8 protein-coding genes are annotated in these 14,646 nt (G+C 60.2%); 1 reads left to right on the top strand and 7 read right to left on the bottom strand.

Annotated features, from left to right (window positions below; all coding sequences use genetic code 11):
- A complete protein-coding gene (locus AC0SZ7_RS04800) occupies positions 1-393 on the bottom strand; it encodes a response regulator (RefSeq protein ID WP_475503280.1) in 393 nt (130 codons plus the stop codon).
- Between the two features lie 28 nt (positions 394-421).
- The gene (locus AC0SZ7_RS04805; protein WP_475503281.1) at positions 422-1,855 is read right to left on the bottom strand and encodes an ATPase domain-containing protein; all 1,434 of its coding nucleotides are present in this window, start codon (positions 1,853-1,855) and stop codon (positions 422-424) included.
- 356 nt (positions 1,856-2,211) lie between these two features.
- Between AC0SZ7_RS04805 and AC0SZ7_RS04810 the strand changes: the two genes are divergently transcribed.
- Positions 2,212-4,422 carry a putative bifunctional diguanylate cyclase/phosphodiesterase gene (locus AC0SZ7_RS04810; protein WP_475503282.1) on the top strand — a complete coding sequence of 737 codons (2,211 nt, stop codon included), beginning with the start codon at positions 2,212-2,214 and terminating at the stop codon, positions 4,420-4,422.
- Between the two features lie 16 nt (positions 4,423-4,438).
- Here AC0SZ7_RS04810 and AC0SZ7_RS04815 read toward each other — a convergent pair whose 3' ends face one another.
- The 5 genes from AC0SZ7_RS04815 to AC0SZ7_RS04835 all read right to left on the bottom strand — a co-directional run bounded on the left by AC0SZ7_RS04815 (position 4,439) and on the right by AC0SZ7_RS04835 (position 14,557).
- Positions 4,439-8,569, bottom strand: coding sequence for a CheR family methyltransferase (locus AC0SZ7_RS04815; protein ID WP_475503283.1), 4,131 nt, complete (start codon positions 8,567-8,569; stop codon positions 4,439-4,441).
- A gap of 209 nt (positions 8,570-8,778) precedes the next feature.
- On the bottom strand, positions 8,779-8,949 hold the full coding sequence (locus AC0SZ7_RS04820; RefSeq protein WP_475503284.1) for a DUF6021 family protein: 171 nt from the start codon (positions 8,947-8,949) through the stop codon (positions 8,779-8,781).
- Positions 8,950-9,029: 80 nt separating this feature from the next.
- Positions 9,030-11,558: an ATP-binding protein gene (locus AC0SZ7_RS04825; RefSeq protein ID WP_475503285.1), complete on the bottom strand. Its 2,529-nt coding sequence runs from the start codon at positions 11,556-11,558 to the stop codon at positions 9,030-9,032.
- 130 nt (positions 11,559-11,688) lie between these two features.
- Positions 11,689-12,828 (bottom strand): glutathione-independent formaldehyde dehydrogenase, encoded by a 1,140-nt coding sequence (locus AC0SZ7_RS04830; RefSeq protein ID WP_475503393.1) that lies wholly within the window; start codon positions 12,826-12,828, stop codon positions 11,689-11,691.
- Between the two features lie 142 nt (positions 12,829-12,970).
- Positions 12,971-14,557 (bottom strand): sensor domain-containing diguanylate cyclase, encoded by a 1,587-nt coding sequence (locus AC0SZ7_RS04835; RefSeq protein WP_475503394.1) that lies wholly within the window; start codon positions 14,555-14,557, stop codon positions 12,971-12,973.
- Positions 14,558-14,646 lie beyond the last annotated feature (89 nt).

Consider the following 14,646-nt stretch of genomic DNA (forward strand, 5'->3'; position numbering starts at 1 on the left):
CTACTCACCCTCAGGCGCGCTCATTGGCCGATCGGAAGCTGGCACTAACGATCTAACCATGGCCACGACATCATCCACTGCAAACGGCTTCTCGAAAATGGCGTGGAAGAACTGTGGATGCGCTGTCCCCTCCTGCACATGCCCGCCACTCATCAGCAGCACCGGAATGCCTGCAAATTCCGCAGAGGCCTTGATGGCCTGAGCGAGCTCTAGGCCATTCATTTGCGGCATCATGAAATCAGTAATGACTAAATCGGGCTGATGGAGCCAAAGGGCTTCGAGCCCTTTCCTACCATTGCTCGCCGTGGCCGTTAAATAGCCCGCCTCCTCCAAAGCAAACCTAAGGATGTCGGCGATCAGATACTCGTCATCGACGATCAAAATGGTCGTCATGTCTAGGGGTCCCGATAGCTCAGAATTGCTAAGTCATTGTGGGAGAGCCCGACAACACCGCAACCGCGCGCTTGAATGTTTTGACCAAATCGATACCACGCTCGCCAATGACCATTTCGGTCATGGAAGCATCGTAGTCGCTGTCCCTCACCTTGAGAATCGTGAGCATCCTTTTTAGTTCAGCTTCATACTCAACGAAGCGCATGACCACAATGTTGTCGACGACGCTGGACAGATCAGGTGCCGGTGACGCTAGCTCCGGCCCGAAAATACCTTGCACTTCCCAAGTGGTGAACACCGTCACGCCGCGGCTGCGCAATTCGCCCATCAAAGCACTGAAGAAATCAGCGAGCCGCGGCGTGTTGGTGGCCGAACGCGCGAGCCCGCCCAGACTATCAATCACCACGCGTTTAATATGGTGCTCGTCCACTTGACGCAACAGATCAGCGCCAAGGGCATCGACCAGCCCCTGGGAGGTGGGATACCAGGCAAGGTGCAATGCACCGGATGAACGCATCGAAGCAAAATCAAAACCCAGTGCTTGAGCTTTCAACGTCAAACGCTGCGGGCTTTCATAGAAACCGACATGAAGGCCTGGCGCTTCTGGACTCGACGCCGCTATAAAGTGGATGCCCAGAGAGGTCTTGCCCGCGCCCGAAGGCCCCATCGCCATGGTAACGGAGGCCCCAGCGAGCCCTGTCCCCATCATCACATCAAGTGCTGGCACCCCGCTGGTGACACGCCTTAGTTCAGCAGCCTCGTCAGGTAGAAACCGGCTGTACAAGGCTTCAAGCCGAGGATAAACGACCAGGCCCTCATCGACGATTTCGCACTCATGCAGCCCTGACAATGCGCCGCTACCTCGGGTTTTGCGCATCTGAATTCGACGCACTGAGCGCGTACCGACCAATTCCTCGCCAATCTCGATCACGCCGTCGACCATCGTGTGTTCTGGACTTCCGTCGTCCAAGCGCGAGCTCGTCAGGAACAGCACCGTGCAGCCGGAAAATGCCGCGTGGCCCTGCAGTTCCGAGATGAACTTCTTGGTGTCGATCTGCGAGCCTGCCTTCGACCGAGCGTTGAGCAATCCGTCAACCACCAATACCGTGGCTTTCTGACGGCTGATTTCTCGGCGCAACAGCTTGACGACTTCCGGCAACCCCTCGTTTTCCAGGGTATCGAATGCACTGACGAACTGAATTTCCTCGCCAACCTTTGAGGCATCAAAAAAACTGAGCGTGGACAAGTACTGGAACAGCCTTTCATGCGACTCCGCGAGCAGCGTGGCGATCAGCGCTCGTCCCCCCTGCTGGGTGTGATTGAACGCCAGCTGGTTCGCCAGGATGGTCTTTCCAGATCCCGGCCGCCCTTGCACGATGTAGGATGAACCGGCAACCAGCCCACCCTTGAGAAGGGCGTCCAGGCCCTTGATACCGCTTTGCAGGCGGGGTAGCTGTTCCATAAGTATTCGCCTTGTCTAATTCGCGACAAATCATTAACGCGCGTTTCTGCGGCCAGCGCGAGCGTTATCTGCTTGGGCGAACGCGTCGTCCACGGATTCAACGCCTTCGAGGAGGCGAAATCGCACCCCCATTTGAGGCGGGGTGAACTACGCCTGGTTCGGAGTAGGGGACGGCGGCAACTACCGTGCAAATACGCTCTTTCTCCGAACCGTCCGTAGGGATTGCGTTGCAAGCGGCTTGCGCATGACGCTAGGCTCTCCACTTAGGCGCGGCCATTGGCCAGCTTGTTCTAGCATGCGTAGATCGTGGTCAACACCGCTATTCCCCACACAGCGCTAGCAGAGGCCCGTACACCATGGAATCGCCCCACAGAAATCGTGCTTGCGATATGCCCGCCGCGCTCTCAGGCGCCGACAGTGAGCGGCTGGTCCAGGCGTTACAGCTTCACCAGCTTGAACTGCAAATGCAGAACGATGAGTTGCGCACGGCGCACCTGGCTTTGGAAGTCTCACGCGACCTTTATCAAGACCTTTACGAGCAGGCGCCGGTCGGTTTTTTGACCCTGAGCGTGAATGGCACAATTGAGGCCGTCAACCAAACCGGAGAACGCTTGTTCGGCGCACCGCGCGAGCACTTGCTGCACAGACGCTTCAGCGATTTTGTGGCCGTCGAAGATCGGGACAAATGGCACATCACCATGGTCAATGGAGGCGCTACCTCCGAGCCCCAGGAACACGAACTCTCGCTGCTGCGAGTAGGTTGCAGTTCCTGGTTGGCACGTCTCAATTGCGCCGCCCACGGCACAGCGCCCGCGACGATGCGTATCGTATTGACCGACCTATCGGCCCGGCATGCTGTCGAACGGCGCCTGAGCCTGGCCGACCGAGTTTTTAGTCACGCCCGTGAAGCCATCATGGTCACAGCTCCAGACGGGACGATCGTCGAAGTTAACGCCGCCTTTAGCGCCATCACCGGCTACTCCCACAATGATGCCCTGGGCATGAACCTGCAGGCCCTGGCAGCCGAGACCGGCGCCAACAGCGCCTACCAGCACCTGTGGCATCGGCTGGAACAGGAGCAACACTGGAAAGGCACGCTGCTGAGCCGTCACCGCGATGGCCATACCTACGTCACCCGCCAAACCATCAGCGCAATCATCGACTCACGCGGTGAGGTACGCAACTTCGTCGCCCTGTTCAGCGACGACACCCAGTTACACGAATACCAGCGACAGCTGGAGTACATTGCTCACTACGATCCCCTGACCCGCCTGCCCAACCGTACGCTGCTTGCCCTGCGACTCCAACAAGCCATGACCGATGCGCTGGCGCACGGGCGCAAACTGGCCGTGGCCTACCTGGACCTGGATGGTTTCAAGGCGATCAACGACCTGCACGGCCACGAAATCGGCGACAAGGTACTGAGCATCGTCGCCCGACGGATGAGCAAGACCCTCCGTGAAGCCTGCACTCTGGCGCGCTTGGGCGGCGATGAATTTGTGGCGCTGATTGTCGACCTCGACCATTTCAGTGACAGCGGCGCCATGCTCGATCGCCTGCTGGCGGCCGCCAGCACGGTCATCCACACCGAGCAGTTACAGCTGCGTCTGTCGGCCAGCATTGGCGTCAGCTATTTCCCACAGGAGAGCGAAGTCAGCGCCGACCAATTGCTGCGTCAGACCGACCAGGCGATGTATCAAGCCAAGTTGGCCGGCAAGAACCGCCTGCACGTGTTCGATGCGCAAAACGATCTGGACGTGCGCGGCAATGATGCTTTCCTGGACAGAATCGAGCGCGCCGTTCGCAACCATGAGCTGCGCGTGTTCTACCAACCCAAGGTCAATCTGCGTACCGGCTCGGTCGTCGGTGCCGAAGCCCTGGTGCGCTGGCTGCACCCGGAGCGTGGCTTGCTGATGCCCGAAAGCTTCCTACCGTTGGTGGAAAGCAATGCCCTGGCGCACGCCGTGGGCCTGTGGGTACTGGATCATGTGCTACAGCAACTGCGCAGTTGGAAGGGCATGGGGCTGGACCTGCCGGTCAGCATCAACGTCAGTGCGCGGCAACTGCAGCATCCGGATTTTGTGACAACCCTTGCCCAGCGCTTGGCGGCGTTCCCAGACCTTGAGCGCGATCGCTTGATGATGGAAATATTGGAAACCAGTGCGCTGGAGGACCTGGAAGAAGTCTCGCGTACACTGCGCGCGTGCATGAGCATGGGCATTCGGTTTGCGCTGGATGACTTCGGTACAGGTTACTCGTCGCTCAATTATCTCAAGCGCCTGCCGGTGGCCCAGGTCAAGATCGACCAGACGTTCATCAAGGACATGCTCGATTCCAGCCGGGACATTCCCATCCTGCGCGCTATCCTCGACCTGGCGGCAGCCTTTGGCCATGAGATCATCGCCGAAGGCGTCGACAGCGCCGCCCAGGGCGCGCGCTTGCTGGAACTGGGGTGCGAACTGGCGCAAGGCTTCGGGATTGCCGAGCCCATGCCGCCCGAGGCGTTTGCTCAATGGGTCATGGCGTGGGAGCGATCGCCCTGCTGGCGTTCTCCCTCAGCCTCCTGAGTGAGGTGCCGAGACCTCAAACGCGCGGTGGACAGACCTCGACGATCACTTCGATGAACTGATCGAAGTTTACGGGTTTGCCCACGTGACGGGTAAAGCCTGATGCCTCGCTGCGCGTCAGGTCGGTGGAGGCCCCGTAACCCGTCAGGGCGATACTTGGGGTGTGCGCCATTGCCGGCAGTCCGCGCAACGCCTGCATCAACTCATGGCCATTCATCCCAGGCATGCCGATGTCGGAGATGATCAGGTCGTAGCTATCTTGTGTGGCGGCCTCCAGGGCTTTGTGCGGATCAGCAAAAGCGTGAACATTGGCGGCCTCCATCTCCAACAGCAGGGTCAGCGCGTCCAAGACCTCGGGCGAGTCATCCACCAGCAGTATCTTGAGCCCCACCAGCTGGCCACCGGTGACGCCGTCGTCCGCTGGATCGACAGGCTCCGGCGCCTGGAAACTCAGCGGTAACAGCACGGTGAAGTGGCTGCCCTGGCCCAACCCAGCCGAATGCACCCGGACGCTGCCACCGTGGGCTTCCACCAGCTGGCGCACCAGTGACAGGCCGATCCCCAGGCCTTCGCGATGCCGTCGGGAATGGGCGGTATCGGCCTGGGTGAACAAGTCGAAGATGGTGTCCAGTTGCTCTGGCGCGATACCCGGGCCGGTGTCGACAATGTCCACCTTGACCTCATCACCGAAGCGGCAGGCGCTGAGGCGAACCTGTCCCTCGGCCGGGGTGAACTTCTGCGCATTGCTGAGCAGGTTCCACAGCACCTGTTCGATGCGCGTGGGATCGGCGTCCACCATCAGGGGCTCCTCGGCCGGATCGGGCAAGTCGATCAACAACTGCGGGCCACGACGGTCGGCCAAAGCGCGACTCACTTCCCGGATCAGCGCGCTGAGGCTGACCGTGACACGCTGCAATTGCAGCTTGCCGGTGCGCACCCGAGCCACGTCCAGTAGGTCGTCGATGATCCGAACCTGGCTGGTCACCGCATCGCGAATGGTGTCCACTGCCTTGGCCGCAGTGCTGTTGCGGCTCATCATCGGCAGGCGCCGAAGCATTTCGGCGTTGAGCTGAATCAGGTTCAACGGGTGCTTGAGCTCATGGGACATGACCGCGAAAAATTCATCTTTCAGTTGGCTGGTGCTCTGGGTTTCGGCCAGGCGCAGGGACTGTTCGCGCTGCAGTTCGACATGGCTGGTCAGATCGCGGGCGATCTTGACGAACCCCTTGAAGTTGTCGCCCCGCAGGAAGCTCAGCTCGCTGGCGCAATAGAACCGGCTGCCATCGCGTCGCAGGTGCCAACGCTCGGCCTCGGTGCGCCCCTGGTGCCGCGCAGCCTCCAATTCCGCCTCTGGCACGCCGGCGGCTCGGTCGTCAGGGCAGTAGATGAAATCGAAATAGCGGCCTTCGGCCTCCGCCTTGGTGTGACCGAATATCAGCTCGGCGCCGGTGTTCCAGCTGGTCACCAGTCCCTGCTCGTCCTGGACGATGATCGCGTAATCACGGGTGTTCTCGGCCACCAGGCGCATGCGTTCCTCGCCCAGGCGCAGTTCTTCCTCGGCTTCACGGCGCATGGTGATGTCGATGAAGGTCAATACCATGCCGTCGATGTAGTTCTCGGACGAGCGATAGGGCAGCAGCCTGGCGATATACCAACGCCCATCCGTGCTGCACACTTCGCGCTCGATGGTACTGAGCGTGTCGAACACCGTCCTGGCGTCACTGACCATTTCCTCGTAGGACAGCCGGTGCGTGATGTCCAGCAGGGAGCGCCCGGTATCCATCGGTAGCATGCTGAAGAGATCCGTGGCACGCGGGGTGAACCATTTGATGCGCATTGTACGGTCGAGGAACACCGTGGCAATGTCGGTGGAGGCGATCAGGTTGGTCAGGTAATCATTGACCTTGTCGGTCTCCTCCACCTTGGACTTCAGTTCGGTGTTGACCGTCAGCAGTTCTTCGTTGATGGACTGCAGCTCCTCCTTGCTGGTTTCCAGCTCTTCGGTAGCCGAGCGCAGTTCTTCGTTGACCGCCTGCATCTCCTCGTTGGACGCCTTGAGCTCTTCGCTGGAAATTTCCGATTGCTCGATGGTGTCCTGCAGCTGCAGTTTGGTGCGCTGTAGATCGCGCTCCAGGTTGGCCAACACCTGATTCTCGGCCAGCGCGGTGAGCCCGGCGTCCAAATCGGTGTCCTCGACCTTGCGCTCGTCAAAAATCAGTAGTACGCACTCATTCTCGGTTTCCTTGTCCGCGTAGGGGTGAGCGGTTATCTCTACCTGCACTTGAACGTCGTCTCGGTGCAGCTCCACCGGGCGCGCCCGGACCGCCTCGCCAGTTTGCTGCACCTGGAACAAGGTCGTACGCAGCTCCAGGCGCAACGGCGGGATGATCAGGTTGAGCAGGTTACGCGTGACCTCGCCGCTGCCATGGCGCAAAAATCGGCCTGCGCCGTCACTCAGGTGCATGATGTCGGCATTGTGATCGACGATCATGCTGGGGGGCGTCATGCGGTCCAGTGCGCGGGCATGAATGTCGGCAAACGAGAGTTTGCGTTGGGGGGCGGCCGAAGGGGGTGTCAGCTCCCCGAATGGACGCGAGTAACCGCCGCGCGGCATGCTCAGCAGGCGCCGCTCGGTCGGCGCACCGGTCTTGGCGCGGAAGATGCGATTTTTCTTGTCCAGGGCAATGAACAACTCCGGGCACAGGTCCACCGACTCCGAGGAACCCAAGAACAGGTAGCCACCCGGGTTCAGGGCAAAATGGAACATCTGCAGGATCTCACGTTGTACATCGCGTTCCAGGTAGATCAGCAGGTTGCGACAAACAATCAGGTCAATCTGAGAAAAAGGTGGGTCTACCAGCAAGCTATGCCGGGCGAAGAGCACCTTCTCACAAATCTCCTTGCGCACCTTATAGCAGGATTCTTCGCGGATGAAATATTTGCGTAGGCGTGCCGGCGGGACATCGGCAGCAATGGCCAACGGATAAGTACCGGTGCGGCCAGAGGCCACGGCACGCTCATCGATATCGGTGGCAAATACTTGCAGCTTGGCCATGGAACCACTGGCCATCTGCTGATCACTGAGCATCATCGCCAGCGTGTAGGCCTCCTCGCCGGTCGATGCACCCGCCGACCAGGCACGCACCTCTGCCTGCGGCCGGCCGCGCGCATCCAGGCTGCTGAACAGCTGTGGCAGCACATCTTGTTCCAGGGCCTCAAAGGCCTCGGGATCACGGAAGAAATTTGTAACCCCGATCAGCATGTCCCCCAGCAACGCCTTGGTCTCCGAGGGATGTTCAACCAGGTACTGGTAGTAGCCGCGCAGGTCTGACTGCGCGGTCACCTGCATGCGCCGCTCGATGCGACGCAGCACCGTGGCGCGCTTGTAGTGCTTGAAGTCATGGCCGGTGCCGAGGCGAAGCTGAATCAGAATCTCCTGCACGGATTGCTCGGCAAGCGCCGCCTCGTGCTCGCTACGGGGGGCGTGGGCCACGCCCGCATCGGCAGGCAACACGATCTGCTGGGCGTTGTGCCAGAGTTCGATGAGCTTGGCCGGCATCTGCGCCACCGGCAGCACAAAATCCACCATCTGCGTGGCAATTGCCGACTGCGGCATACCGTCGAATTCCGCGTCCTCGGGCGTCTGCACCAAGGTCACACCACCTTGTTCTTTGATCCGCGACAGCCCCACAGCGCCGTCCGCCCCGGTACCCGACAGTACTAGGCAAAACGCCCGCTCGCGGTGGGTTTCGGCCAGGTCGCGAAAGAACAAGTCGATAGCCACATGAGTGGCCCGCCGCGTGATCTGCGGAGTCACACCCAAATGGCCATCAACCATGGACAAGTCATGAGACGGGGATATCACGTAGACATGATCGGGTTCGATGCGCACGCGGCCGCTGACCTGTATTACCGGCATGGCAGTGACACCTTGCAGCAGCTGGTCGGCGAAGCTCTGATGATCGGGCGACAAATGGAAAATCACCACGAACGCCATTCCGCTATCGGCCGGCATGTGCTCCAGAAAGCGCTTTACTGCTTGCAGCCCACCCGCTGATGCCCCGATACCCACGATCGCAAAAGGCAAATCACTGCGGCGGTCTGCTTCATCGGAAGAGAACGTTGTGCGCTCGCGGGGGCTGCTCATGAATATCCTTAAGGACAATGGCTGACGGGTAAGGAAAATGCTCCTGTGACAGACCATCATAAAGCCACGCAGGTTAACGTGGCGACCAATTTTGGGCCGAGGGGCCCTGGTCTCTACAACCGCTGCCGATGCACCGCAAGCGCCCCTGATGGCACGCCAAGCGGCAGCAGCCCGCTCCGGGCTTATGTAGCCTCGACGGCGCAAAGATTCTATTTGCGCCGTGGTGAGTCCTTGGGCGCTATCGCCGGGCCTTGCGGATCCACTTCAGGATCTTCCAGATCGGGGGAGTCGGGATCGAACCCCAGATCCGGCTTGGGTTTGGCCTGATCTGAAGAGTGCGGGCCCTGCGGGGTATTTGGCTGTTGGTCTGGCTTGGTCATGACAGGATCTCCAAAGGTGTCTACAGCAGAAAGCCCCCAGCCCTGTAAGTTTGATTTTTCTGCCTGCTGTTTGCCTGAGTTCAGCACGCATCCATCAGGCTTTTGATCCGCACGGCCAGCGCCTCCACCGAAAACGGCTTGGTCATGATGTGCATATTTGCGTCCAGATCGCCGCTACCAATCACGGCTTGCTCGGCGTATCCAGTAATGAACAGCACCTTGAGCTGCGGCCGGATCACTCGGCCAGCGTCCGCCATTTGCCGGCCGTTCATGTTACCCGGCAAGCCGACATCAGACACCAGCAGATCGATCCGGGCACTGGACTCAAGCACCCGCAGCCCGGAGGGCCCGTCGGCAGCCTCAATCGCGTGATATCCCAGTTCCTCCAGTATTTCCATCACCAACACGCGGACACTGGGTTCATCATCGACCACCAGCACCGTCTCGCCCTCCCCGGCCTTGGGCATCGCGGGAACTCGTGAAGGTTCGACGGCAGCGTCCTCTCCCCTATGCCGCGGCAGGTACAAGCTTACGGTCGAGCCCTGACCTACCTGCGAATCGATTTTCGCCTGGCCACCCGATTGACGAATAAAGCCATAAATCATCGACAGGCCAAGGCCGGTGCCCATGCCGATAGGCTTTGTGGTGTAGAACGGCTCGAATGCCTTGGCGACCACGTCTGGCGGCATGCCGGTGCCCGTGTCGCACACCGACAACGACACGTAATCGCCCTGAGGCAGGTCCAAGGCCGCTGCGCAGCGGGCGTCTAGCGTGCACGTACCCGCATCAACGGTCAGCCTGCCGCCATCGGGCATGGCATCCCGGGCGTTGATGCACAGGTTCAACAGAGCGTTTTCAAGCTGGTTGGCGTCCACGTATACCGGCCAGACATCATTGCCCGTCCGCATCCGGGTTTCGATGGACGGCCCGACCGTTCTGGCGATGAGTTCCTTCATGCCGTCCACCAAACGCCCCACATGGGTCGCCTTGGGGTCAAGCGTCTGGCGGCGCGAAAAAGCCAGGAGCCGATGGGTCAGGGACGCAGCCCTACGCGCAGCGCCCTGGGCGGCCGACAGATACTTGTCCAGCTCGGTGATGCGACCCTGGGCGATACGTTTCTGCATCATCTCCAGGCTGCCGGATATGCCTGTGAGCAGGTTGTTGAAGTCGTGAGCGATGCCGCCCGTCAACTGGCCGACCGCCTCCATTTTTTGCGCCTGGCGCAACTGCGCTTCTGAATGCAGCAGCGCCTCTGTTCGATGCAAGACAGTCTGCTCAAGCGAAGCATTGAGATTGCGCAACTCCTCCTCGGCCCGTTTACGCGCGACCGCGCTGTTGGTGCGTTCCAAAATATCGCGGGCAAACCGCGATTCCGACTCGCTCCACGTATGCTCTGCGCGCGTGAAAATCAGCAGCGAGGCAATCGCGCGGCCTTTCTCCAGAATCGGGATATTCATCACCGCCAAGGGCGCATCGCCCTTCCAGGCTCGGGTCCTGGGGTCTCGTCCAAGGTCGTCAACGGCGAACCATTGCGTGCAAGGCAGCATCGCGATGAGCGCGGGCTCGAGCAGTTCGGTGCCCGACGCCGCGACCCGCGAAGCGCTACCGCGGTCATCCAACGCCAGGTAATACGCCCCCTCGACATTCAGCGCCCTGACCACTGCGGTGGTGGCGGCGTTCGCCATGGCCGCGTCGGTACTGAGCTCGCGCAGATGATCCCCTAACTCCAGCAGCGCACTGCGGCGCGCCGTCGAGATGTAGAACTCGGTGACGTCCTGCAGAATGATCGTGAACCTGTCACCACTCAGCGGGTGGATCCGACCCTCGTACCAGCGACGGGCATTGCCCACCTGGTGGTTGAACGCGATAGACTCACCGAGCGCGACGGCCTCTGCCGGCCCACTGATCCAGAAGGTCTCCACGGATGGAAATACCTGCCGGACTGTTTTTCCCTTGGTGCTCGCAGGATCGATGCCCACCTTGTCGCCCCAGGCGCGATTGACATCGAGGTAGCGCCAGTCCACGGCCCGGCCTTCAGCGTCGCGGATCAACTCGCCCAGCACCAAGCCATCATTGAGGTTCTCGAATATGCCTCGCCAGTATGCCTCGCTTTTCCGCAAAGCCTCTTGGGCCTGACGCTGGGCGCTGATGTCACTGAACAGCAGGGCAACCAGTTCGCCATCGTTGCCCACGGCCGAGGCCCGCACGTCGTACCAGCGATTCAGGGCTTCGGCACGCTGTTCGAAACGGGCGGCCTTGCCGCTTTTGGCAATCTCGCCGTAGATATCGAACCAGTGCTGCTCATGATCAGGCGCCAGTTCACGCATCCACTTGCCGCAGGCGTCTTGCAGGCCCGTATGCGATTGGAAAGCGCGATTGGTCTCGATGAATTGGTAATCTGCAGGCGTTCCGTTTTCGTCGAAGCGCATACGGATGATACAGAACCCTTCATCAATGGAGTCCAGCAGGCGCTGATAGCGACGCTGGCTGGCCTTTAGCGCCTGCGCGCCGGGTTGCTGATCGGTAGCAAGCCGATGCTCAGCTTCAGCCAATTGCTGCGTGAGCCTGGCAATCTCGGCTTGAAGACGGTGGATCTCGCTGGTACTCATGAAGCGCCCCGGACTGCAATGCTGAAAGGCACCACGATGGTGGCACCTTGGCATAGGAACGCAGGCTAGTGGGCAAGTTCGACTCTCCAGGACCTCATTCACATGACTGCAACCGGTCAGCCCGGGATCGTTACGCCCCAGGTTTGAGCACCACCTTAGTCCAGCCTTCGTCACGCGCATCAAAATGCTGGTAAGCATCAGGGCCATCGGTAAGCTTTAGCCGATGAGAGATGATCTGCGAAGGGGTGGCCCGTCCGTGGTGGATAAGGGCCGCGAGTCGGCGGTTGTAGGCTTTGACGTTGGCCTGCCCGGTACGAATCTGCTGCCCTTTGAACCAGAAGGCGCCAAAGTCAAAGGCCATCTTGCCTTCTTTAGCCAACTCGTTTTTCGCCCCCGGGTCCTGTGGCACGAATACCCCGACCACACCGATACCGCCCGTGGCCTTGGTCGATGCCACCAGGTTGTTCATGGTCAGGTGGTTGGCCTCGTGGCCGTGCCGATCGCAACACTGGTAACCCACACACTCGCACCCGCGATCCGTGCCTTTGCCATCGGTCAGGTGGAGAATCTGGTCCACGGCCTCTTGTTCGAGGGAATGAATGGGCGTGGCACCCAATTGTGCCGCAAGCCGCAAGCGGTCCGGGTGATTGTCGACCACAAACACTTGGGACGCGCCTTTGATCATTGCCGAATGAGCCGCCATCAAGCCCACCGGCCCGGCGCCGTAAATGGCGATGCTTTCACCAGGTTGCAAGCCGGCCAGTTCGGTAGCATGCCAACCGGTGGGGAAGATGTCCGACAGCATCACGTAATCGTCTTCACGCTCCTGGGCGTCCTCCGGCAGTACCAGGCAATTGAAGTCTGCGAAGGGCACACGGAGCAATTCCGCCTGCCCGCCCTGGTAGGGTCCCATCTCGGCGAAGCCATAAGCGGCGCCTGCGCTGCCCGGGTTGGCGGTCAAACAGAAGCCGGTCAGGCCCTTCTCGCAATTTTCACAGAATCCACAGCCGATGTTGAAGGGCAGACAGACCCTGTCACCCACCTTGATTCGCTCTACCGCAGCACCGACTTCGATGACCTCCCCCAGGTTCTCATGCCCAAATACTCGCCCGGATTCGAACGAGGTACGCCCTTCGTACATATGCAAGTCGGAACCACAAATATTGGTAGTGGTCACGCGAACCAGCACGTCGGTGGCCTTCTCAATCCTGGCGTCGGGCACGGTTTGAATGCTCACATCGCGCGGTCCGTTATAGACGATTGCTTTCATGGTGATCTCCGGTGCTTGGCTGGCGAGTTCGCTGACCATGCAGTATCAGTCCCGGCACACCTCACCATCGTTCAAGTAATCAGCACCAGCGCAGACGAGTGGTGCCAACCCCGCACATCCCCGGACTCCCTGAGGTGATCACCTACACCTTTGAAGGCGTCAGTGCCTCATGGCCGACTTCGCAGCACCATTGATCCCTGCCTTGACGCTTGGCCATGTACAGGCAGGCATCAGCGGCAGCGATCATACTGGCGGGGCTCGCGAACTCAAGCGCCGGCCTGCGGCAGCAAACACCGGCGCTGGCAGTGACCTGTTGTTGCGGGTGATCCAAGTGTTCTATCCCCAGCGTGCGGATGGCCTGAAGGATCTGCTCGGCGATCGCGCAGGCGCCTGCCAGGTCGGTGTCAGGCAGTAACACCGTGAACTCTTCACCGCCAAAACGAGCAGCCATATCGACCGGTCGTTTCAGTGTCGCCTGGATGGTTGCCGCCACCTGCCGCAAGCACGCGTCTCCGGCAGGATGACCATAGCGGTCATTGAATCGCTTGAAGTAATCGACATCCAACATCACCAGGGCGATAGGGGTCTGCTCACGCCTGGCACGCTCGACTTCGCGGGTCAGCGTCAAGTCCAGCTTGCCTCGATTGCCCAGGCCGGTCAGGCTATCGGTCAACGCCATGTCGCGAACCGCCTGATGGGCCAGCCTGATTTCTTTCTCCAAGGCCATGCGGCCGCGTAGCTGATTCAGAACGATGACGCCGAAACCACTTAACCCGGCCAGCAGGATCAACAGCACTGCCGCTGATTTGAACAAATCGTGGCGCCAAGGCCCCACGATGGACTCCAACGACAAACCTGCTTCCACCACCAACGGGTAGGAGGCGAGCGCTCTGTAGGCGTATAGCCGCGGCGTGTTGTCGATTACGGCCATCACCTCGGCAACGCCTTTGTTAGATATGGGCAGGTAACGCTTGAAAATCTCACTTTCCGCCAGACTCAGGTCTGCCGCCGGGGACATGAACGGACGGCGCACCAACACCTCGCCACTGCGCAGTGCCAGCACCAAAGCGCCTTTGTCGTCCAATTGGAAATCACCGTAGTAATCCAGAAAATAGCTGAGCTTGAGCGTACCCAGCAGCACGCCCCCGAACGAGCCATCGGGGTTGTCCAGGCGACGAGATACCGGTATGACCAGCTCGCGAGAGGTCCGGCTTTTCACCAGCTTGCCAATCAAAATATCGCGGCTGGCGTGGGTGCGATGGTAATTGAAGTAATCACGATCCGCGTTGTTAGCGGTTTCGGGGGTAATGTACTGGCTGGTGGCAATCCAATTGCCGGACGGGCCGTAGATGAACAACCCTTGCAGTTGGGGCATCAGCAGCGTTTGCTCCCTTAGCAGGCCTTGGATACGTGGCGTATCGATGCTGCCCAGTCCATCGCCTTCCAAACGCTCACGCAGTCCCGCCGTCACCACATCGACTTCGCGGACGGCGTCCTCGGCATGCTGGGCGGTAGCGCGCGCAAGGTTGCTGACCGAGTCCTGCGCCACAGCATACGCACGGTGATAGTCACGTTCCGCGCGCCAGCCCTCGACACCGATGAAGGTCACGACCACCAGCGCCATGAACGCCATGGTCAAACGAAAGACTTTCGAGTTGCTAGGTCCGCGTGGCAATGCGCCGTCGCCGAGCAGACTTTGCGAAGACTCCATCAGTTTGCGTCCAAGCATGGTCTGTTTTCCTGCCGCAGTTCGACGTTTATCCGACAAAAGCATGGGGTGGTCGTTCAGCGCACCTTTCGCCCGCAGACCTCCTGTGC

The organism is Pseudomonas sp. JC1203 (genome assembly GCF_056175065.1).

What these genes read in the sequence shown, in the direction of transcription:
- AC0SZ7_RS04810 (WP_475503282.1), top strand. Translation starts at nt 2,212, where the DNA reads ATGGAATCGCCCCACAGAAATCGTGCTTGCGATATGCCCGCCGCGCTC.
- AC0SZ7_RS04815 (WP_475503283.1), bottom strand. Translation starts at nt 8,569, where the DNA reads ATGAGCAGCCCCCGCGAGCGCACAACGTTCTCTTCCGATGAAGCAGAC.
- AC0SZ7_RS04820 (WP_475503284.1), bottom strand. Translation starts at nt 8,949, where the DNA reads ATGACCAAGCCAGACCAACAGCCAAATACCCCGCAGGGCCCGCACTCT.
- AC0SZ7_RS04825 (WP_475503285.1), bottom strand. Translation starts at nt 11,558, where the DNA reads ATGAGTACCAGCGAGATCCACCGTCTTCAAGCCGAGATTGCCAGGCTC.
- AC0SZ7_RS04835 (WP_475503394.1), bottom strand. Translation starts at nt 14,557, where the DNA reads ATGCTTGGACGCAAACTGATGGAGTCTTCGCAAAGTCTGCTCGGCGAC.
- AC0SZ7_RS04800 (WP_475503280.1), bottom strand. Translation starts at nt 393, where the DNA reads ATGACGACCATTTTGATCGTCGATGACGAGTATCTGATCGCCGACATC.
- AC0SZ7_RS04805 (WP_475503281.1), bottom strand. Translation starts at nt 1,855, where the DNA reads ATGGAACAGCTACCCCGCCTGCAAAGCGGTATCAAGGGCCTGGACGCC.
- AC0SZ7_RS04830 (WP_475503393.1), bottom strand. Translation starts at nt 12,828, where the DNA reads ATGAAAGCAATCGTCTATAACGGACCGCGCGATGTGAGCATTCAAACC.